Source organism: Nostoc sp. (assembly GCF_036916575.1).
Lineage (GTDB): Bacteria > Cyanobacteriota > Cyanobacteriia > Cyanobacteriales > Nostocaceae > Nostoc.
Window position 1 is genome coordinate 41,233 of sequence record NZ_JBALGC010000123.1, and the last position, 21,316, is coordinate 62,548.

A 21,316-nucleotide genomic window follows, 5' to 3' on the forward strand; every position below is an offset into this window, starting at 1 on the left:
TTGCATAAGGTAGGGTTACATGCCTTTTACTTATCTTTAAGTTATTCTCATCACCTCACCACGTATTCTAGAGGCTTTATTAATTTCCCCTGAATATCTTATTTTATCATCCTAACCCATCTATGATACAGAGTTTTTGAGGGCTTGATTTATCAAAATCAGTACGAGTAAAACGAAATTGTTGCCTCAATTAAAAGTCTGTGAGATAATGCAAAACTGATACTGATGAAATTACTGAAGTGAGTAAATCATATTCAGGATTTTTGGGTTTTTTATAATACAAGCCAATGAATCAACAGATTATTTGCTTTTAGAGAAATAAATAAAGCCAAGGTATTTCAAAAGGAGGAAACTGTAAACTTAGCACAATTGAGTTGAGTTTGTGAGTTTATTCAGTAAAGTATCATGGACATACAAAATAATCGCTTTAGGTCGATTGGTTTTGCTTTTATTCCCCTCGTAGCTTTAATAATATTTGTGGTAATTTTTGTAGGGAGAAAGATACAAATAAAACTACTTTGGGATACTGTCGAAGTTGCTCAAGAACAAAAAGACAGTACAGCAAGAATTGAAGCGCTGGAAAAACTGGTTAAGGCTGATAACACCTTGAATAATATTCCATTGAATGATGTCGATTTCTCCAGTGTCAACCTTGAAGATGCCGACCTTGAAGATACTGACCTCAAGAGTGCCAATCTCGAACGTACCAAGCTAGAACGTGCCAATCTTAAAGATGCCAAGCTAACCAGTGCCAACCTAACTAGTGCCGACTTAACCAGTGCCAACCTAACCAGTGCCGACTTAACCAGTGCCAATTTAATCAATGCCAACCTCAGCAGTGCCAACCTCAGCAGTGCCAATCTCAGCAGTGCCAATCTCAGAGAAGCCCACCTTCAAGGTGCTAACCTCAGCAGTACCAACTTCAGTAGTGCTAATCTTCAAGATGCTAACCTTCAAGGTGCTAACCTTCAAGGTGCTAATATCACGAGTGCAAAACTCAACAATGTCAACCTTCATGGTGTCAATCTTGAAGGTGTCAACATCAAGAGTGCCAACCTTGAATATGCCAACCTTGAACATGCCAACCTTGAAGATACCGACCTCAAAAGTACAAATCTTCTAGGTGCTAATCTTCAAGGTGCTAACCTTGAAAATGCCAACCTTCAAGATGCCCAAAATCTAACTCTTCAAAAGCTCAAAGCAGCTAAAAATTGGGAGAAAGCTTGTTACGACCCAGAATTTCGCAAACAACTAGGCTTACCTCCAGGAAATCCTAGCCAATGCTGACCAATTTTCTTGTGCAGTAGAAATTGTGTCTGAAGACAAAAGCTTTCATACATTACAAATATCTTTATAATCCCAATGAATCAACGAATTATTTACTTCTAGGAAAACAACTGAGTAAGTGGGCAAGAATAAATTAAATTATGTTATGCAATCTAAGCCACTTACTACAAACCTTTAATTATTCACGCCCACTTACACTTACTTAAATCAAATCAAGGTTAGGACTTACGCATCAAGTACGAAGTGTAGGGGCAATTCATGAATTGACCCTACGATAATTCAAGGCTTTCACTGCTTTTTTGCATAAGTCCTGAAGGTATTTCAGCAGGAGAAAGCTGCAAACCTAGTGTAATAAAATTGAGTTTGTGAATTTATTTAGCAAAGTATTATGAATAAAAAAAATAATCGCTCTAGGTCAATTCGTTTTGGTTCTGTTCTCCTCGTGGCTTTAGTAATATTTGTGGGAACTGTTGTATATAAAAAGATACGAATAAAACAACTTTTGGATACTGTCGAAGCTATTCAAGGACAAAAAGACAGTACAGTAAGAATCGACGCGCTAGAAAAACTGGTTGAGGCTGGTAAAACTCTAAATAATATTTCATTGAATGATGCCAATCTTGAAGGTGCCGAGCTTGAAGATGCCGATTTCTCCAGTGCCGAGCTTGAAGATGCCAATTTCTCCAGTGCCAAGCTCAAAAGTGCCAACCTCAAAGGTGCCAACCTCAAACGTGCCAACCTCAAACGTGCCAACCTCAATAGTACCGACCTAAGTAGTGCCGACCTCAGGAGTGCCGACCTCAAGAGTGCCAACCTTGAAGATGCTGACCTAAGCAGTGCCGACCTTAAAAGTGCCGACCTCAATAGTGCAAATCTTGAAGATGCTGACCTCGAACATGCCAATTTTGAAGGTGCCGACCTCGAACGTGCCAACCTCAAAAGTGCTGACCTTAAACGAAGTACCCGAATCGAAGATACCGACTTATTTGATGTCAACTTTGAAGGTGCTAACCTCAAGAGTGCCAATTTCTCTAGTGCCGACTTCTCTAGTGCCAACCTCAAAAGTGCTGACCTCGAACGTGCCAACTTTGAAAGTGCCAAGCTTTCCAACGCCAACTTTGGAGGTGCCAAGCTCTCCAACGCCAATCTGGAAAATGCCAACTTTGAAGGTGCCAAACTCTTCAACGCCAATCTGGAAAATGCCAACCTTGAAAATGTCAACCTTGAAAATGCCAACCTTGAAAATGCCAACCTTGAAAATGCCAACCTTGAAGGTGCCAAGCTCAAGAGTGCTAACTTAAAAAGCGCTCGTCACTTAACTTTTCAAAAGTTAAAAGCAGCTGAAAATTGGGATCAAGCCTGCTATAATCCAGAATTTCGCGAACAACTGGGCTTGCCTTTAGAAAATCCAAACCAATGCTGAGTAATCAATGTATTCGGTCGTGGCGGCTAAAAATCATGATAAATTGGGGAAGTTGTAGATGTCTTCAGTTTCAATCCCTAATAGGGATTTAGATGAATTGCAATACCTGCTAAAGCCAATCCTCCAGCTATGTGATCCCGTTTCAATCCCTAATAGGGATTTAGATGAATTGCAATTCAACAAAGCTGGATTATCAGCCAAAGGAATTAGCACTGTTTCAATCCCTAATAGGGATTTAGATGAATTGCAATTCTAAGGCTTGCCCAGCAATACGTTTTGCCTGATGTTTCAATCCCTAATAGGGATTTAGATGAATTGCAATTGAGTTGCTAGGGGGCGAGCGAAGCTTTGAGAGTTTCAATCCCTAATAGGGATTTAGATGAATTGCAATAGTTCAACTGGACAAGGGAATGTTTCTTTCTTGTTTCAATCCCTAATAGGGATTTAGATGAATTGCAATCTACTCAACTCGGTTGTTTCTACCCCGATTTTTTGCGGTTTCAATCCCTAATAGGGATTTAGATGAATTGCAATTCTATTCCTCCGGTAGTGCTAGCAACCAATAGGAGTAAGTTTCAATCCCTAATAGGGATTTAGATGAATTGCAATCCCCCTGATGTATCTAGCAGTCAGAAGGGGGAGAAAGGAGTTTCAATCCCTAATAGGGATTTAGATGAATTGCAATTTTTGTCACTTGCGGGCTAGAATCCATATTTGTCAGTTTCAATCCCTAATAGGGATTTAGATGAATTGCAATCATTTATCCTTAGTAAGATAAAAAATCCGCCAACTTGTTTCAATCCCTAATAGGGATTTAGATGAATTGCAATTAAGTCATGGTAGCTATTCAGAGAGTGAAGTATGAGTTTCAATCCCTAATAGGGATTTAGATGAATTGCAATATATTGCAGATATCCCCTATTCCAAGTTTGGAGCGTTTCAATCCCTAATAGGGATTTAGATGAATTGCAATCACAGCGTGAGACAGGTAGCGCCAATAAGTTTACGGTTTCAATCCCTAATAGGGATTTAGATGAATTGCAATTTTTCGAGTGCCCTAGTATCAAATGATTCTGAGTTCCAATCCCTAATAGGGATTTAGATGAATTGCAATGGCGGGAGCCTGAAAGTCCAGCTATATTTAGTTTTAAAGGTGCGGTTGCGCGGTTCAAGAGCAATCATAGCATTAGAGAATTTGTTTGGGAAGAGTGTCGGGAAAAGTTGAGGCTAAAACCCACTTTTTGTAAGCATTTCAGAGATTGCGCGGATAACTATTTGGCGATTAGTGGGGTGAAATGCTTGCTGGTGTTGAGATAGAAGCACTTTTTTCGGCTGTGGAATTTGTACACCTACCCTTTGGCGCATTTGACATACAGGAACCTAACCACAAAGGGACTCATAAAGAACAAATGGTTTGAAACCCTATAATACCAATCGCCGCAATGCGGGAAAAACCTTAGACACCTTACTCAACACATAATCACCGTATGTTCCGCGAAAATCATGAACGTTAGCTTTATCCCAGCGATCGCCTATATTATTATTCGCTACTATATTATCTAATTCAATCGGCTTCACTTCTACATCGAAATTGGGATCGAAAAAGAAAGGGAACGAAAGACGATGATTTTGGGACTGGTTCTGCACACGATGAGGTGTAGAACGATACAAACCTGCCGTCATCTTGTCTAGCATATCGCCAATGTTGCACACAAAGGAACCGGGAACGGGAGGCGCAGCAACCCAACCTGACTTGGATTTAACCTGTAATCCGCCTGAGTCGTCCTGTTTGAGAATGGTCAAAACGCCATAATCAGTATGTTCGCCAACGCCCCATATCAGTTCACCAGCTGACGGTAATAAATTAGGAGGATAGTTGAAGATGCGAAACAGCACTAGCGGATCTGAGGTGTAACGGTCAGCAAAGTAGGATTCTTCTAATCCCAAACTTAGGGCTATACCAGTCATCAGAGTGTGTCCCAAGTTTGTCATTGCCTGCATATATTCAAGCACTGTTTCGCCAAATTGGGGGATGTTGGCGGGGAAGAGGTTGGAACCATGCATAGGAGTACCAGCTTGCACTAGTGGGTGTTCCTCTTCCAGTTGGGCGCCAAAGTAAATACCTTCTTTCAAGTCGGGTTTACCAGATGTCAGTTCGCCACCAACGGGGAAATAACCTCGCCATGCAATACCTGCCAAAGCCATGCGGATTTTAAGTTTAGTTTCCAAATCCTGGGCGAAAAACTGGCGGCTGAGTTCTTCGAGTCGCTGCTGCAAACTTTCGTCTACACCATGCCTGATAATATAGAAAAACCCTGATTCTCGACACGCTTGTTTTATTTGTGATGCAACGGCATAAAGATCGCCTTTTCCAGAAACCAAGGCGCTGATATCAATAATCGGGACGGATGAAAACCCTTTTTCCACAACTTGCAAGTTTTTCATGTTCAGGTTGGTAATAATATATATTTTTAGCTGCTTTATTTTTGTTATGGCTGAAGCCGAACGCTGTTTCTAAAGAAATGTAAAGTGATCAAAATCAAGCGATCGCCTTCAAATGAAGATTGATTTTGAAGCAATACAGTAGTCATTTCAAAAATGAAAAACGGTATCTTTAAGTGGGTTATCATCTGTGCTTTGTGTGCTTTTTTAGCAACTTCGCTCCCCGCCTTTGGTCAGGGTAAGAGCATACACAGTTCCTTTACAAACGAAGCTCTCAAAAACCAAATCGCAAAGGTGTTTCCCAATTTTCCCTTGGTATACTTTGGCTCAGGAAGGTTTAAGGAGGTGGGCAATCCCCAAAATCAACTGGTGTCCACGTATGAGTTCGATATAAGGCAGGGTATCAACCGCGAACTCGCCTACTATATTGACAAGGAGGTTCTGATCTACAACGTATATGACCTCAACCCATCTGATGGTACAGCCCCTGACAAAGAGTACTTCATCCAAAAAGATCCGAACACCGGGGTGACCACCTGTACTCTCAACCCCTTACCACTGCCTAATGTTTTCAGTCGCAACTGGTGGTTAGCCAACAACATGGTTTACAAGGGCACAACAACCATCAATGGTTTCGCTGTTGATTGCTGGACGGGCGTTATTCCCGGAACGAAGATACCCGTTCGGTTCTGCAATCGCTCCGACAAGTACCCCGAGTTTGCTCCTATTCTCAAGAAAATTGGAACCTTCGAGTTCTACGATTACTACGGCGAGTCTAGGGAGAAATTCAGCTACCCCACCGACTTTTTCAAGGTGCCGAAACTGTGCGATGCCAACAGCCAAAAACATTCTTGATTGTCTAGGCAACCAAGTGCGATCGCCTTTAAGGCAAGCGCAGCACGAATGATGCCTCTAGCACTGAGAGTCCATATCCATGCGTGGGTTTACCCATGATAACTATTTCTTATAAGAGGATTCCTAATGAAAAATAGTACCTCGCGTCGCAATATTTTGCAAGGTTTGATTGTTAGTGCTGTTGTCGTTGGATTTGATCCAGTCAATCGTTCGTGGATAACATCTGCTAACGCAGCACAGTCGTTTGTTGACCTGCCGCATTTAGATGGAGTAATTTACACTGATGATGCCACACGCGCAAATGCAGCTGATGATTTTGGGCATTTAGTGTATCGTCTGCCAAAAGCTGTACTCAAACCAGGTTCAATTCAGGATATTGTCCGTATTATCCAGTTTGCACGACAGAATAACCTCAAAGTTGCTGCCCGTGGTCAGGGTCACTCTTGCTACGGTCAAGCACTATTAGAGGCGGGTTTGGTAATTGATATGAGTCCGTTAAACAAAATTCATCACCTTAGTGCAGACCGGGTTGTTGTCGAAGGTGGGGTAGTATGGAGCCAGCTATTGCAAGCAACCTTGAAGCAACAATTGACACCACCTGTTCTCACTGATTACATCGAACTGTCAGTTGGAGGAACGTTATCATTGGGCGGTATTGGCGGCGCCAGCCATCGCTATGGTGTCCAGGTCGATAATGTCTTGGAACTTCAGATAGTGACTGGTAAGGGTAAGTTGGAAACTTGTTCCCCCTATCAAAACTGCGATTTATTTGAAGCAGTGCTGGCTGGTCTGGGTCAGTGTGGAATCATAGTAAGGGCAACGATTCGGTTGATCAAAGCTTTTACTAATGCCCGTGTGTTTCATTTGGATTACGATAATTTGGATACCTTTACTCATGACCAACGCTTACTAATTGCTGATCAACGGTTCAATTATGTCGAAGGTCAGGTAGTATCCGATACTAAGGGAGGATGGCGTTATATGTTAGAAGCGGCTAGCTTTTACACCCCACCCAATCAGCCAGACAATACTAGTTTACTTGCGTCTTTGAGCTACACTCCGGGTACAGAACAAATAGAGGATAAATCTTACTTCGACTTTCTTAACCGCTTGGCAGAAACTGTTGCTTACCTGAAGTCCATCAACATTTGGTCTAACCCTCATCCTTGGATTAACCTCTTCGTACCGGGTACAGCAGTTAAGCAATATGTTGGCAAGATTGTTTCTACTTTGACACTGGCTGATACAGGAAATGGTCCAATTCTGCTGTACCCTGTCAAAACTGATCGTTTTAAGCTGCCTTTATTTCGGACACCCAGCGAGCCAGTTGTATTTCTTTTTGCTATTCTACGAACTGCACCGCTTGATGATGCCACAGTTCGCAAAATGCTTGATGAGAATCGGAGATTTTTTGAGAAAAACCGTGATCTTGGCGGTACTCGCTATCCTGTAGACGCTATTAAATTTTCTCACTCGGATTGGAAGCAGCAGTTTCGTCCCGTTTGGGACAGGTTGGTAAGCGCTAAGCGACGCTACGATCCTGACAATTTGCTGACCCCCGGTCAGGGTATTTTTTAAAACTTATCATATGAGGCTAAACGGAGAAAAGAAGCGATATTGGCGATATTATGCCCCAAAACTGAGGAAGAGAAGATTTAAACGCAGAGGTTAACGCATAGGCGCTTCGCCTTCCCGCAGGGTAGAAGCGCAAAGTAAAAACTAATTATCAATTACAGTTGGAATTAAAATCGCTGACCTGTAGTAACTTCAAATCTAATTTCTCTTTGGTCGCTAATTCCTAAGTCGCCTCGAATTAGCCCAAAGGATGACTTGACTCGCAATCCTAAGCCATAACCAAAGCCACTTCCAGGTTTATCTCGCAGCACTCCTGGTTCTCCTAGCACGGTGTCGCTAGACCCAAAATCTGAGGCCAAGTCAGTAAAGAGAACTCCTCCTATTGAGTGAAAAATTGGGAAACGATATTCCACCGAAGCTAAACCATAACTTCGACCACTGGCAACTTTACCATAACCGTAACCCCTAACAGAATTTAGTCCGCCAATATTAAAGGCATCAGCTGGTGGAAAGTCTCCAATAGTTGTGCCAATTTGTAAATTAATCGCCAACATTTCGGGATTGTCGGTTGGTCTACCATTACCTATCCAACTGATTGGGAAATACTGAATATAGTCTCCCCGTAAGCGGTTGCTGGAAATATTACCCAGTCCAATGGGAATCGCTTGTTCTGTGCTGAAGGTGAGGATTGATCCTTGAGTCGGATTGTCTCGGCGATCGCGTTGATCTTTGGATATTGCAAATGATACTGTAAATAGGTCATCAATGCCAGTACCGCTCACAGATAGGGGACTCCCTAATCTATCGACCTGTGCAACGTTATATTCTTGATCGCGTAGGCTAATTCTGGTATAGTTGAGTGCTACAGATGTATCCCAGTCATCAAAAGCTCCTAAAAGTCCCACAGAACCGCCAAACCTTCCCTCCCGCACTTTGTCGCCGTTAGATAATCTGATATCTTCGTTGAAGGTTCCCGATATATCTCGACGACGAAAAGCTCTAATACTATAGCCGAAGCGATTTGGTTCTTCAGGACGATAACGACTAGTGAATTGACCATTAAACTGGACATCTTTACTGCTGAACTGCACAGTTGTATCTAATTTATCGTTCAGACCGCTGATATTTGCATCTCTATAACCCACCCGACCGTAAAGCCCAACATCATCGTTACTACCGCCTCCTAAGATTAGAGAAGGGAAAGCACGCTCTTTGATTTCATAAATAATATTAACGCTGGAAACATCTTCTTCAGGGTAAACATTGACTTGATTAAATGACTCTAATCTCCTCAATCGTTGCAAGTCCGCTTCAAGTAAATCCTTACGGAATACTTGACCAGGCTTGAGTTTCAGCAGACCAATGATAAAATCTTTCTGAGTTCGCCCTTTAATAGGCTGACCTTTGTCATCGAATAACTTACCTTTTCCATTAATAAAACGAATCTGGATATCTTTGACAACTTTTTGAGAAAATTCCATCGTCTGGGCATCTACTGAAGTCGCTCCTACATAATTACCATATTTGGCATATCCTCCCTCTATCTGGATCGTAGCTTCCGGTGTCACAATACTACTAGCCCCATCTTGAGTAGAAGATTGCAAGTCTGCAAGGGCCTCCCGATTTTCCGTACCCACTAACATTACTGCGATCGCAACTACAGTTATTTGAACTCGCATATTGAAAATCCGTTAGTGTTATTAAGTTTACGACACAGAATGGACGGGAGGTTGAGAGAGCTAACTGACAGCATCACCCTTTATTTGGAATTTTCCAATTTTCATACAACCTCGGCAAAGCATCATTGAAATCTTTTCAACTTTTGTGCAATTTGCTGGCGAACGCTTCAGTCATTGGGCGACGGAATCAAATTTGCGTCGCAGCATCCAAAGTTGTCTAAACCACACGCCACAAGAAACTTCTGAATATTTTTGGCAGCTTCCCGAAACTAAGTCTTTAGCTAGGCAACATCTCATAGCTTATTTGCAAGAACCTTGCTATTGGGTATCCCAAAAGACGGTACTAATTTCGTCAGTTCTCAGTATAAACTGTCAGGTTAGAGGCAGAGTAGCACTGCAAGCAGTTGGCAGACTCCGAGGTTACTAGTTTCGCCAGTTCTCAGTATAAACTGCCATAGAACAACTTTATGTAGAAGTTGCTTTGCAGCTAGGAGAAGGCATAGTCTGGGAAATAGAACCTCTTCTCGAAAATTATGACCAAGAAATACTCAAATTTTAAGCTCTTGTTTGGCTTTTTTATAGATAATTACAGTGGAGAATTATTTAATAAATCCACTTCCATATAAGAAGCCATGAGAGAAAAACCTAAAAAAATGCGTATATGGGCGATGCTGTGTCATTTCTCGGCTTTATTAGGGTGGATATTATTGTTTTTTTTGGTATTTCTTGGCATACCTCTATATTTACCCCTAAATCTTTTGGCTCCACTGATGATTTGGCGATTTAAAAAATCACAATATCCCTGGATTGATTTCCAAGGAAAGGAATCATTAAATTTTCAAATTACTTGGACATTATATACCTTGATTGTCATGGCAATCTCATTATTTTTAGTATTAACTAGCTTTAGTCTAGCAGTAACTACCAATGGTTCAGTTAATGAAATTAAAATAACTCTAGACAGTTTACTAATTGTGTTTATGTTATTAATATTATTAATTTTAATAGTACAATCATTTATAGTGACTTTTGCTGCTATTAAAGCTTATAATGGTGAGCATTATCGTTACCCTTTGACAATTAGAGTTCTGCGATAAAAAATTATTAAGCCTCAGTTGGTTAATACTTACGATAGCTTTATAAAAATAGACAACGGCAGCCTGGACTTTTTCCACAAATCAATTAAATATGGGAATAAAAATTATATGATTGGAGTTGCGATCGCAGGCACTGGATTTGGTCAAAAAGTTCACATCCCTGGATTCCAAGCACATCGTCAAACTGAGGTAGTTGCTGTTTATCATCGAGATATAAATAAAGCCAAAGCCATAGCAGAAGCCCATAATATTCCCCACGCTTACGACTCACTTACAGCTATTGTGGCATTGCCAGAAGTGCAAGCAGTCAGCATCTCTACGCCGCCTTTTTTGCATTATGAAATGGCAAAAACCGCACTGGAAGCTGGGAAACATTTATTACTAGAAAAACCCACAACCTTAAATGCAGTTGAGGCTAAAGAACTTTATCAGTTAGCTAAAGAAAAAGGCGTGATTGCGACTGTAGATTTTGAATTTCGCTTTGTACCTGCATGGCAGTTATTTGCTGAATTATTGTCAGAAAACTATGTGGGTGAGTTGCGTCTAATTAAAATTGATTGGTTAGGTTCTTCTCGTGCTGATACTTCACGCCCTTGGAATTGGTATTCTGACAAGGATAAAGGAGGCGGTGCATTGGGATCTTTAGGTTCCCACGCCTTCGATTATATTCACTGGTTATTCGGGCCAGTCCGTAGATTAAGCGCCCATTTAACTACTGCTATTTCCACACGAGTTGATCCTATTAGTGGGGAATCCAAGCCAGTGGATAGCGATGACAACTGTATAGTAACGCTGGAATTAGCAAATGGTACACCTTGCCAACTTTCTATCAGTGCGGTTGTTCATGCACCAAGAACCCATTGGATAGAAGTATATGGCGATCGCGGTACATTAATTGTGGGCAGTGAAAATCAAAAAGATTATATACATGGTTTTCGTGTTTGGGGTTCCCAGTCTGGTAAACCTTTAACGGAAATAGAAATACCGAATCGGTTAATTTTTCCAAAAAATTATGCTGATGGGCGCATTTCTGCATTTATCCGCGTAGTAGACGAATGGGTGCAAGGAATTGAGCGCAATCAGAAAATTACACCATCACTGCGAGAAGGAATTTATTCTCAGTTGTTGATGGATTTATCCCATGAATCTGATAAAAAAGCAAGTTGGATAGATGTACCCAGCTTGGAAGGATTTCTTAGCAACTAAGGAAATGAGCAAAACTCCCCGCATTCGTATCCCGCCGTCAGTAAAGAAATATATTTTTCAACGTGACAAATACCAATGCCGAAGCTGCAGTAAAACTACTAGAGAAACTAACCTTAGCATTGACCATATCATTCCCCTCGCTCGTGGCGGTCAAAACGATATCAGCAATCTCCAAACTCTCTGCTTTACCTGCAATCAGCAGAAAACAGACAACATTGATCCCCGCTTCCAACGCCATTTTGATTTATGATGGTTCATACCTCGTTCCTAGTCTCCGACTAGGAATGTTTTCTATGAGGCTCCGCCTTTCTTACTCGCGGCAGAGCCGCAATGAGGATCATTTCCAGCCAGAGGCTGGAAACGAGGTTTTGGCTTAAGTTGACACCAATGCACCGCTGTGCGCCCCTACATCTATCTCAACTGATTTGAGATCATGCTGACATCAACGGCTAACTTTTTGCCCAACTTCAGCAACTGAAGACACTGATTATCTCCTTCATTCTCAAGGTTAGTGACACACACCGGCGCTATCTGACTGTGTAGACAACTAAAATATAGCTCTTGCGATCGCTGTAGAGAAATATCAATATTTAATTGATCCCCGACATCAATCAATCGCTCCAATAGTTGGATCTCTGCATTAAAACTATCATTGGCATCGTACAACAATTGCCAGAGCGATCGCGCAATTAACTGTTCTAACATCTGCTTACCGTCGGGAATATTCAGCCGACAACGCAGATGTTTTGCTTCAGTAGCGATCGCCTCCAATTCTAATATGTGATTCCAACTCTTTTGGGGATCAGCGATATCTTGCTCAAGCCATCGCAATGTCATCAGACAGCGATGCCCTAAAGCAATATCTGCTGCTACCTGCAATTCTTGCGGTACTGCTATTTCATCTCGATGAAACGCCATCAGCACACCATAATTATCACGGTAGGCTTGGGTATACAACTGTCCTAAACGTGTCAGTGTTTCCTGACTAAGCAGCCGCATAATCCGGTGGCGTTCTTCAGCAAATAGATTTTGCAAGTTGAAAGCCTCTTCCCCAAATAGCTGTGTCATCACCAAGATAGTATGAGCCGCACTAGCTTGTTGTAGTGCCCCAAACAGCTTTTCTTTTAATTGGCTGTAGTCACGCCGCCCGGTAAACTGTTGAATACAGCAGTGGAAATCCCACCCTCCCAAATGCAGAACCGCAAATACCAAATGCTCACTTTCCCAAGTAATCTCTGATACCAGCTTTAAATTTCCCACAGCCAGAGTTAGCGATCCCATACGTTGCAGTTGGTAATCTAGCTCATTGGCAGCGTAGCAATAAACCTTTTTGTGGTAACGCTGAGACTGTTTGTCCGTAGCATCTTTTCTCGGCAGAGAATTGCGCGTCTCTATTAGTTTCTGATTGCTAAACAGGGAAGTAATCGCGTAATGGGCTGCTACTTGCTTAAAGCCAAGCTGGGCAGTTAACACGAGTTGCCGATAAATTTCCGCACCGTGTTTGAAGTCATCGACATTACTGGGAGCTAAACCAAGACGTTTGACGAAGCCTTTTTCCAACTGCACACCAGCCACTTCCCCCGCCAATTCCAAAGCACGGGCGGCGTAGCGCAGAATTTGTGTCCCCTCTGGACGGGAAATTTCTTCAAAAAACCAACCGCAACTAGTGAACATCAATAAAGCGTGACGCTGCATTTCCAACAGGCGCAGGGCATCTACTTGTTCGGCTGCTGTTAGTTTGTGGGTTTGATGACGGGCGAGGAAACGGTTGACATTGCCAGCAGAGCGATCGCGCATTACTTGGATATATTCATCTCGTGCTTGCCAGGGATCACGAAATAATTGCCTACCATGTTCTGCATACACCTCAGTTAGCTGATCCCGCAGCCAATTTAGAGCATTCCGCAAGGGACGACGCCATTTTTGATGCCAAATACTGCCTTCCCCACCGCAACCACAGTCATCTTCCCATCTGCCGACACCGTGGGCGCAACTCCAGGCTGTAACTGACTTTAATTCCACTTCCCAACTGGGAGAATTTAAGCTCAGGTAGTGGGCAAAGTTCGTCACCGTCCAACCTTGCTGAGGAAATTCTTTGGTAAAGGCGTAGGCTAAAGTTTTCTCTGTTCCCTTCTTGTGATGTCCGAAGGTTTCCCCATCTGTCGCCACAGAAATCAACTGTGCTGGACGATGATCCCCACGTACTGCTGAACCAATACGTCCGGCAAAGTGAGTGGAATTATAAACGACATCACTAAAACCCATGTCCCGCGATATCGGCCCATCGTAGAAGAAGATATCAATATAGGGTAATTCTTCTGTACCACTCTCCTTGGGACTAGTGGCGATCGCCTCCAACGGGGCGTAGCCCATCGCACTCAGAGGTGAAAATGAACTGCCTAGTGTGGGCTTTAAATAACAACGATAGGGACGGGTGGAATCAATCTGACTACCGCCAACTTCGATCCATTCCGGATTGGGATGATCTTGAGTGGGGAGGGGACGGCAACGCAGTGCTTGAGACGGTGCAAGGATAATGAAGCGAATACCCTCAGCAACAAGAGCTTCTAGGGTGGCGTAATCTACAGCAGTTTCCGCTAGCCACATGCCTTCGGGATCGCGGCCAAAGCGAGAGCGGAAGTCTTCTTTACCCCAGCGAATTTGGGTATATTTGTCGCGTTCGTTCGCCAGAGGCATGATGATGTGATTGTATACTTGCGCGATCGCATTGCCGTGACCATGCAAGCGTTGGCTACTCTTCGCATCCGCCTCTAAAATCCGCTGATAAACCTCCACATCGTAGCGTTCTAGCCACGACATCAGCGTTGCCCCAATATTGAAACTGAAATACTCATAATTGTTGACGATCCCCACTACTTCGCCTCGGTCATTTAAGACTCTGGCAAAGGCATTCGGGCGATAGCATTCCCAATGAATCCGCTCATTCCAGTCATGGAAAGGTGCAGCGCTCGGTTGGCGTTCAATTGCGTCCAGATAAGGGTTTTCCCTTGGTGGCTGGTAAAAATGACCATGCACCGTCACATAAACACCATTAGCCTTTCTCAGGGGATCGGTTTCTTTGGTGTTATTGGGATCTGAATCTAATGTTAACGTTGAGCCACTAGCTGGCATTTGGTCAGCAGAAGTCATGTATATTTATCCAAAACAAAAAACTTGCAGTTGCACCGAAAAGTCTGTGCATAAACCTTTCTCCAATGGTTTGAACACAAAATCCGGTATGAACAACAACTATGGAATCCAACCCAATTTTTGACAAATCTGTCTTATTGTAATGGGAAATCTGCGTTATCGCACAGCGCAAAGTCCGTTGGGGAGACAGCGCCGTGGGCGGGTTTCCCGACTTGAGGCGACTGTCGTCGGCTCTGCCGACTTAAAGGAACTTTGCAAGACAGCCCTTTCCCAAAAGGCTCAAAGTCATTATCCATTGAACAAGGCCTCAGTTAGGGGTTTTCTCTTCTTGGGCGCCAATCAAAATTTAATTGTCTTTTAATATATTAAACCCCATTTTTGGTGTAATATTTTGGCTCAAATTCATAGTTTTGCAACAAAAGATTACGAAAACTTCTTAAATCGCAATTTTATTTTACATACACAGTAGTGAACTGAAAACAGTACAATTTCTGAATTGCTCTACAGACGGTTGAGAGTATCCTATGGGAGTGCTGAATTGAAAATAACTTTCAATTCAGCACTCCAAATTTAAAACTTAGGATTCCTCGCTGTGGATGATACCCTCAACTCAAGACAACAAATGTCAACAAAAAACATTATTCTTCTGGTTTTATTGCTGTTTATCCCGGTTTCCCTGGCAGCCCACTTTCTGGAGTGGGGAGAATTGATAGTTTTCATTACAGCTGGATTAGCAATTCTGCCCTTAGCAGCTTGGATGGGTACAGCCACAGAAGAAATTGCTGTCGTAGTGGGGCCATCATTGGGGGGCTTGTTAAACGCTACCTTTGGCAATGCTACAGAACTAATCATCGCCTTAATCGCGCTGAACGCTGGGTTAATAGATGTAGTCAAAGCTAGTATCACGGGATCGATTATTAGCAACTTACTACTGGTGATGGGTTTTTCCATGCTTCTGGGAGGACTGCGCTACAAAGAACAGACATTTCAGCCAATTGTGGCGCGGGTGAATGCTGCTTCCATGAATTTGGCGGTGATTGCCATTTTGATGCCAACGGCGATGAATTACACTTCTCAAGGAATTAACCAACAAACGCTGCAAAATCTTTCTATTGCTGTTGCCGTTGTATTAATTCTGGTTTATGCTCTAACGCTGCTATTTTCAATGAAAACCCACTCCTATCTATACGATGTGGGTTTAGCGGAGGCAGAAGCAGAAGCAGAGGAAATATCAATATCTGATGCTAAACCAAATATGGCATTGTGGGTTGGCGTGCTGCTTCTCTGTACTTTATTGGTAGCAATTGAATCAGAATTACTAGTAGATTCTCTAGAAGTGGCCACATCTCAGGTAGGTTTGACGGCGCTATTTACAGGGGTAATTTTGGTTCCCATCGTCGGTAACGCGGCTGAACACGCTACAGCAGTCACCGTGGCGATGAAAGATAAGATGGATCTTTCCCTTTCGGTAGCTGTGGGATCAAGTATGCAGATTGCCCTATTTGTCGCGCCCGTGTTAGTTATAGCAGGGCGGATATTGGGTAAACCAATGGATTTGGATTTCAAACCCTTTGAATTAGTAGCTGTGGTTGTGTCAGTGTTAATTGCAAACACTATTAGTTCCGATGGTAGGTCTAATTGGCTGGAAGGCACTTTATTATTAGCTGCGTATACAGTGCTGGGGTTTGCCTTCTACTTCCATCCAGTTATGGATGCAGTGGGGTAGGTAACTAGCAGTGCAATCGCTCATAGTTTAACCCAACGCGATGTCTACGACGGGCTGCGCCTACGCTGTTGATTATGGGTGATAACCAAGCCAATTTTAGATTTTAGATTCTTTTGGTGTCATGCCGAACCAACGTCTTGCTACGCGCTTTCATTCCTTGTGGGTGACACAAATCCAAAATCCAAAATTTAAAATCCAAAATCTGTTAATTACACCCTTTTACCTGGGACAGGAGAAAATAAAGACATATAAGAGCGATCGCCTGTATGAGCTACTGCCTTAATCCCCATTGTCCCAAGCCTGAAAATCCTAATGATGTCAAGTTTTGCCGGACTTGCGGTTCCAAGTTACTTCTCAAAGAACGTTACCGTGCTATCAAACCAATCGGACAAGGTGGTTTTGGCAAAACCTTCTTAGCTGTAGATGAGGATAAACCCTCCAGACCACGCTGCGTGATTAAGCAATTTTATCCCCAAGCCCAAGGCACTAACACTCTGGCAAAAGCCGTAGAGTTATTTAACCAAGAAGCGGTGCAGTTAGATGAATTGGGCAAACATCCCCAAATTCCGGAACTACTGGCATATTTTACCCAAGAAGATCGGCAGTATCTTGTACAAGAATTTATCGACGGGCAAAACTTACCCCAGGAATTGGCACATAAAGGTGCTTTCAATGAAATACAAATCCGGCAACTATTAAATGATTTATTGTCAGTTTTACAATTTTGTCACGCCAAACACGTAATTCACCGCGATATCAAGCCAGAAAATATTATTCGTCGATCTCCCCTTAGTTCCCCCTTGAAAAAGGGGGAAGAAAATATTGCTCCCCTTAATAAGGGGGGTCGGGGGGATCTAGTTTTAGTAGATTTTGGTGCTGCTAAATCTACCACTGGCACCGCCTTAAATAAAACTGGTACTAGTATTGGCAGTCCAGAATATGTTGCCCCTGAACAAATGAGAGGTAGGGCTATTTTCGCCAGCGATATTTACAGTTTGGGTGCGACTTGTATTAATTTATTAACTGGGCGATCGCCCTTCGATTCTTATGATACTAACAACGATACTTGGGTCTGGCAGCAATACTTACAAACTCCCGTCAGTAATGAGTTGAGCCGCATTCTCAACAAGATGTTAGAAAGTATTCCAATTCGGCGTTATCAAACAGTAGATGAAGTTTTCAAAGATTTAAATCAACAGTCGCAAGTAGTAGCCACACCTGCTTCCCTAGCAAAACCCCTGAGTACACAACCAACTTCTCCACCTGCGGTTGTCCCGAAAACTCCCAGCCAAATGGATTTAGAATTAGAGGAAATGAAAACTCTATTTATTGGCAAAGCTAAACCCCAAAATAACAATCAAAATCAACCGAAAACACAATCAATCCAGCCTTCTAGTAAAAGCCAAATAGATGAAGAATTAGAAGAATTGAAAGCCAAATATCTTGGGAAGAATAACACGCCAAATCAATGAGAAAACCAGATATAAAAAGCCTCTATTACATCACACATATTGAAAATCTACCCTCGATACTTCAAAGAGGTATCTTATCTCACAAAAAAGTTGAGGAACTAGGAGTTTTATATACACCAATCTACGATAGTGAAATTGTTAGCAAGCGTAAAGACAAGTCTACGCCTGCAAGGAGTAGTTTGTGGGAATACGCTAACTTATATTTTCAGCCATGTAACCCAATGATGTATCGGGTGGTTCATGAAAAGGACAAAAGAGATATTGCTGTTGTTGGAGTCAAACCCGATGTACTTACAGCAGTAGGAGGACTAATTACAGATGGAAATGCTGCCAATGAGCCAACTCAATTTTTTGCTATTAAGGAAGGAATAGAAATACTTCAGAAACAATGGAAAATTATTCAAAATGAATGGTGGAATGAACTTGATGGTTCCAAACGAAAGATAATGGCTGAGTGCCTGGTTCCTGAGCAAATCAGCCCAGAACTTGTTCATTCAGTTTTTGTAGCAGACTATAAGGCTAAAGAGCGAGTCGAAACAATTATAGGTTCAGCTAAAATACCTGTTGTTCCTGAACCAAATATGTTCTTCCAATCTATATCTGCTGCCCGTATCGGGACTAATATTTCCTTGATTGATGGGGATATGTTTTTTTCAAATATGCAAACTTTGACGATTAGTGTTAATCTTCAAGGCATAATGGGCAAAGGATTAGCGTCACGGGCAAAATATTAGTTTCCTGACGTATATGTAGTTTATCAAGATGCTTGCCGGAATCAACAGCTTACTGCCACAAAACCTTATCTTTATAAACGGGAAGCTTCTTTAGATCAAGAACTAGCTGATCTTAGCCTTCCGCTAGTGTCCTCCAATGCTGTAAAGTGGTTCTTGTCGTTTGCTACTAAAAGACAATGGCGAGAAAACTCTCGTTTAGAAGACATTGAAGGTGGCTTAGACTGGGTTAGAAAAAATTGTCATGAAATTGGTATTTAGTCTTTGGCAATGCCAGCTTTGGGTTGTGGTTTAGGCAACTTAAATTGGGCTGAAGTAGGGCCGCTAATGTGTCGTTATTTGCATAATATAGGAATTCCGGTTGCGATTTATCTTCCACGGGAACACCAAATTGATTCCAAATACTTAACTAATGATTACTTGCTAAATCGTTCTTGATTCGCACGTTGCCGTAGATGCTTTTACTTCAAAATGAAAAAGATGCAAATTAAAAGTGCATTAGTCTAACAATGAATAATTAACAATTAATAGTGAGAATTGACAAAAAAAGTGACTCTCAAAGAGCCACTTTCTTTGTTTACAAACTAAAACTCTCTAAACTTTTGGAGAAGTTGTAGATGTTGTAGGTGTAGTTGGTTCTGAAGTTTGCAGCTCTCTTGGTGTGGAAGTTTGCACTGATGCTTCAGAAATCGGTGTCCATTCGGTGTGGAAGACTCCGGGCTTATCAAGTCGCTCGTAGGTGTGCGCCCCAAAGTAGTCGCGTTGGGCTTGAGTAAGGTTTTGGGGCAAGCGATCGCGTCGATAGCTGTCAAAATAATCTAATGACGCACTGAATGCTGGTACTGGAATTCCCAGTCTTGCTGATGTTATCAACACTTCGCGCCAAGCTGTTTGTCTATCGAGAATCGTCTGCTTGAATTCCGGAGCCAACAGCAGGTTAGGTGGCGCTGGATTTTCATTAAATGCGTTCTTAATCTTATTCAAAAATCCAGCACGAATAATACAGCCACCCTTCCAAATCCGCGCCAATTCACCTAAATGCAAGTTATAGTTGTAGGTTTTTGAAGCTGTAGCTAACAGTGCCATGCCTTGAGCGTAAGAACAGATTTTCGAGCAATATAGAGCATCTCGCACCATATTGATAAAAGCTTTGGTATCTCCTTCATACTTGCCAGAAGGGCCTGTAAGTATCTTAGATGCTGCTACCCGCTCTTTTTTGAAAGAAGACATTATTCGGGCGTTCACCGCTGCAATCATTGTCGGTACAGCAACCCCCAAATCCATTGCAGTTTGCACTGTCCAGCGTCCGGTTCCCTTTTGCCCTGCGGCATCAACAATCAAATCGACTAAGGGTAGATTTGTTTCAGGGTCAATGTAGGGGAAAATCTTTGACGTAATTTCAATCAAAAACGAATTGAGTTCGTCGGTGGTGTTCCATTCAGCAAAAACTTCGTGTAGCTGATTATGGTCTAGTCCAGCAGCATTTTTCAGCAAGTCGTAGGCTTCTGCAATCAGCTGCATATCGCCGTACTCAATACCGTTGTGTACCATTTTGACGTAGTGACCTGCACCACCAGGACCGCAATAGGTTACGCAAGGGCCATCATCAACTTGGGCAGCAATTTTATTAAAAATTGGTGACAGATATTCGTAGGAGCTTTCTGTACCTCCTGGCATCAGTGAGGGGCCATTTAGCGCACCTTCTTCACCACCACTAACACCCATACCGATAAACCGAAGTCCAACGGGTTCTAATTCCTGAGTGCGTCGTTCTGTATCTTCAAACCAAGAGTTGCCACCGTCGATAATGATATCGCCTTCGTCTAACAAGGGTTTGAGTTGAGAAATTACTGCATCTACTGGCTTACCAGCTTGCACCATTACTAGGATTTTGCGAGGACGTTCCAATGCAGCGACAAATTCTTCTAGGGTAAAGGCGGCTTTGACGTTCCGTCCTGGCGCACGCTCCGCCATGAATTTGTCGGTTTTATCGCGTGAGCGGTTGTATACTGCGATTGGGAAGCCATTGCGCTCCACGTTTAGAGCGATGTTCTCACCCATAACGGCTAATCCAATCACACCAAAGCTTTGTAGTGTCATAAAAAATTTCTGGCTAACTCTTGCAGATCCTTTTACTTTAAGCGTAATCCGAGATTTTCCGTTCTCTCCTAAAGAAGACCTTAAGAGTTGAATAAACGACAAAAATCCACAACTAACACGGATAATTAATTTTAAATTGTATCTAAATCAACAATTAACTTGCAAAATTGTTAGTTAAGGGATTGCGAACTGGGGACTAGAGACTGGGGACTGAGAAACTCTTTCCTACTACCTCAATACCTTCGCCAAAAAAAGAGGATGAAGAGATAGGGCCGATGTAATAGAGTTATTGTCTTCCACAACGACAACTTAGAAGCTACAAACAGCCCATGTTCGACATCCTAGCACTGTTATGTTATAATACCTGCTACCAAAGATTAGTGTAGATTAGTGTGACTACGATGCGCCAATTGAACCAGATAATCCTGGCCATGTTAGCAATGAGCGTCCGAGTCACGATGATCTTGAATATCTCATTGAACATCAAAATTAAAAAGTCAAAAGTATTATGGAATAAGCTCTTTAGGGCTTTTCAATAGTCTGCTTATTTACGCCGTGCTGTACTAGCAAGCT

14 protein-coding genes, 2 pseudogenes and 1 CRISPR repeat array are annotated in these 21,316 nt (G+C 42.4%); of the genes and pseudogenes, 12 read left to right on the plus strand and 4 right to left on the minus strand.

Translation table 11 applies throughout. From position 1 onward, the window contains the following. Nucleotides 1-405: 405 nt before the first annotated feature. Together V7L29_RS27290 and V7L29_RS27295 are read left to right on the plus strand one after the other, a co-directional pair. On the plus strand, nt 406-1,287 hold the full coding sequence (locus V7L29_RS27290; RefSeq protein WP_334737414.1) for a pentapeptide repeat-containing protein: 882 nt from the start codon (nt 406-408) through the stop codon (nt 1,285-1,287). A gap of 388 nt (nt 1,288-1,675) precedes the next feature. Then, complete coding sequence (locus V7L29_RS27295) at nt 1,676-2,710, plus strand: pentapeptide repeat-containing protein (protein WP_334737415.1); 1,035 nt, start codon at nt 1,676-1,678, stop codon at nt 2,708-2,710. 67 nt (nt 2,711-2,777) lie between these two features. Then, nucleotides 2,778-3,824: direct repeats of the CRISPR family, unit length 37 nt; unit sequence GTTTCAATCCCTAATAGGGATTTAGATGAATTGCAAT. 308 nt (nt 3,825-4,132) lie between these two features. Here the strand turns inward: V7L29_RS27295 and V7L29_RS27300 are convergent. Continuing rightward, nucleotides 4,133-5,155, minus strand: a complete 1,023-nt coding sequence (locus tag V7L29_RS27300) for an isopenicillin N synthase family dioxygenase (RefSeq protein WP_334689709.1) — start codon at nt 5,153-5,155, stop codon at nt 4,133-4,135. Nucleotides 5,156-5,308: 153 nt separating this feature from the next. On the opposite strand from V7L29_RS27300, the gene V7L29_RS27305 reads away from it, so the two are divergent. After that, nucleotides 5,309-6,007: a hypothetical protein gene (locus tag V7L29_RS27305; protein WP_334689708.1), complete on the plus strand. Its 699-nt coding sequence runs from the start codon at nt 5,309-5,311 to the stop codon at nt 6,005-6,007. Between the two features lie 126 nt (nt 6,008-6,133). Continuing rightward, complete coding sequence (locus V7L29_RS27310) at nt 6,134-7,585, plus strand: FAD-binding protein (RefSeq protein WP_334737416.1); 1,452 nt, start codon at nt 6,134-6,136, stop codon at nt 7,583-7,585. 164 nt (nt 7,586-7,749) lie between these two features. Here the strand turns inward: V7L29_RS27310 and V7L29_RS27315 are convergent, their stop codons facing one another. Continuing rightward, complete coding sequence (locus tag V7L29_RS27315; RefSeq protein ID WP_334689706.1) at nt 7,750-9,261, minus strand: BamA/TamA family outer membrane protein; 1,512 nt, start codon at nt 9,259-9,261, stop codon at nt 7,750-7,752. A gap of 103 nt (nt 9,262-9,364) precedes the next feature. On the opposite strand from V7L29_RS27315, the pseudogene V7L29_RS27320 reads away from it, so the two are divergent. The 4 genes and pseudogenes from V7L29_RS27320 to V7L29_RS27335 all read left to right on the plus strand — a co-directional run. Continuing rightward, nucleotides 9,365-9,636 (plus strand): annotated as a pseudogene (locus V7L29_RS27320) (sigma-70 family RNA polymerase sigma factor); the annotation flags it as partial. 257 nt (nt 9,637-9,893) lie between these two features. Continuing rightward, on the plus strand, nt 9,894-10,358 hold the full coding sequence (locus tag V7L29_RS27325) for a DUF4870 domain-containing protein (protein WP_334689705.1): 465 nt from the start codon (nt 9,894-9,896) through the stop codon (nt 10,356-10,358). A 108-nt stretch (nt 10,359-10,466) separates the two neighbouring features. Continuing rightward, on the plus strand, nt 10,467-11,564 hold the full coding sequence (locus V7L29_RS27330; protein ID WP_334737417.1) for a Gfo/Idh/MocA family protein: 1,098 nt from the start codon (nt 10,467-10,469) through the stop codon (nt 11,562-11,564). A gap of 4 nt (nt 11,565-11,568) precedes the next feature. Next, nucleotides 11,569-11,814, plus strand: coding sequence for an HNH endonuclease (locus V7L29_RS27335; protein ID WP_334737418.1), 246 nt, complete (start codon nt 11,569-11,571; stop codon nt 11,812-11,814). A gap of 161 nt (nt 11,815-11,975) precedes the next feature. On the opposite strand, the gene V7L29_RS27340 is transcribed toward V7L29_RS27335, so the two are convergent. Then, nucleotides 11,976-14,714 (minus strand): DUF3536 domain-containing protein, encoded by a 2,739-nt coding sequence (locus V7L29_RS27340; RefSeq protein WP_334737419.1) that lies wholly within the window; start codon nt 14,712-14,714, stop codon nt 11,976-11,978. Nucleotides 14,715-15,306: 592 nt separating this feature from the next. On the opposite strand from V7L29_RS27340, the gene cax reads away from it, so the two are divergent. The 4 genes from cax to V7L29_RS27360 all read left to right on the plus strand — a co-directional run bounded on the left by cax (nt 15,307) and on the right by V7L29_RS27360 (nt 18,646). Further along, the gene (gene cax / locus V7L29_RS27345; protein ID WP_334689701.1) at nt 15,307-16,440 is read left to right on the plus strand and encodes a calcium/proton exchanger; all 1,134 of its coding nucleotides are present in this window, start codon (nt 15,307-15,309) and stop codon (nt 16,438-16,440) included. Nucleotides 16,441-16,561: 121 nt separating this feature from the next. Then, a complete protein-coding gene (locus V7L29_RS27350) occupies nt 16,562-16,723 on the plus strand; it encodes a hypothetical protein (protein WP_334737420.1) in 162 nt (53 codons plus the stop codon). Next, nucleotides 16,707-17,912, plus strand: a complete 1,206-nt coding sequence (locus V7L29_RS27355) for a serine/threonine-protein kinase (protein WP_334737421.1) — start codon at nt 16,707-16,709, stop codon at nt 17,910-17,912. Before V7L29_RS27350 ends, V7L29_RS27355 begins: the two co-directional genes overlap by 17 nt. After that, complete coding sequence (locus tag V7L29_RS27360; RefSeq protein ID WP_334737422.1) at nt 17,909-18,646, plus strand: DarT ssDNA thymidine ADP-ribosyltransferase family protein; 738 nt, start codon at nt 17,909-17,911, stop codon at nt 18,644-18,646. The genes V7L29_RS27355 and V7L29_RS27360 overlap by 4 nt, the downstream gene beginning before the upstream one ends. A gap of 675 nt (nt 18,647-19,321) precedes the next feature. On the opposite strand, the pseudogene gndA reads toward V7L29_RS27360, so the two are convergent. Beyond that, nucleotides 19,322-20,743, minus strand: a pseudogene (gene gndA, locus V7L29_RS27365) (NADP-dependent phosphogluconate dehydrogenase); the annotation flags it as partial. Nucleotides 20,744-21,316 lie beyond the last annotated feature (573 nt).

Bases quoted from the DNA above. Each gene is read 5' to 3' on its own strand.
- V7L29_RS27290 (WP_334737414.1), top strand. From the start codon at position 406: ATGGACATACAAAATAATCGCTTTAGGTCGATTGGTTTTGCTTTTATT.
- V7L29_RS27295 (WP_334737415.1), top strand. From the start codon at position 1,676: ATGAATAAAAAAAATAATCGCTCTAGGTCAATTCGTTTTGGTTCTGTT.
- V7L29_RS27300 (WP_334689709.1), bottom strand. From the start codon at position 5,155: ATGAAAAACTTGCAAGTTGTGGAAAAAGGGTTTTCATCCGTCCCGATT.
- V7L29_RS27305 (WP_334689708.1), top strand. From the start codon at position 5,309: ATGAAAAACGGTATCTTTAAGTGGGTTATCATCTGTGCTTTGTGTGCT.
- V7L29_RS27310 (WP_334737416.1), top strand. From the start codon at position 6,134: ATGAAAAATAGTACCTCGCGTCGCAATATTTTGCAAGGTTTGATTGTT.
- V7L29_RS27315 (WP_334689706.1), bottom strand. From the start codon at position 9,261: ATGCGAGTTCAAATAACTGTAGTTGCGATCGCAGTAATGTTAGTGGGT.
- V7L29_RS27325 (WP_334689705.1), top strand. From the start codon at position 9,894: ATGAGAGAAAAACCTAAAAAAATGCGTATATGGGCGATGCTGTGTCAT.
- V7L29_RS27330 (WP_334737417.1), top strand. From the start codon at position 10,467: ATGATTGGAGTTGCGATCGCAGGCACTGGATTTGGTCAAAAAGTTCAC.
- V7L29_RS27335 (WP_334737418.1), top strand. From the start codon at position 11,569: ATGAGCAAAACTCCCCGCATTCGTATCCCGCCGTCAGTAAAGAAATAT.
- V7L29_RS27340 (WP_334737419.1), bottom strand. From the start codon at position 14,714: ATGACTTCTGCTGACCAAATGCCAGCTAGTGGCTCAACGTTAACATTA.
- V7L29_RS27350 (WP_334737420.1), top strand. From the start codon at position 16,562: ATGCCGAACCAACGTCTTGCTACGCGCTTTCATTCCTTGTGGGTGACA.
- V7L29_RS27355 (WP_334737421.1), top strand. From the start codon at position 16,707: ATGAGCTACTGCCTTAATCCCCATTGTCCCAAGCCTGAAAATCCTAAT.
- V7L29_RS27360 (WP_334737422.1), top strand. From the start codon at position 17,909: ATGAGAAAACCAGATATAAAAAGCCTCTATTACATCACACATATTGAA.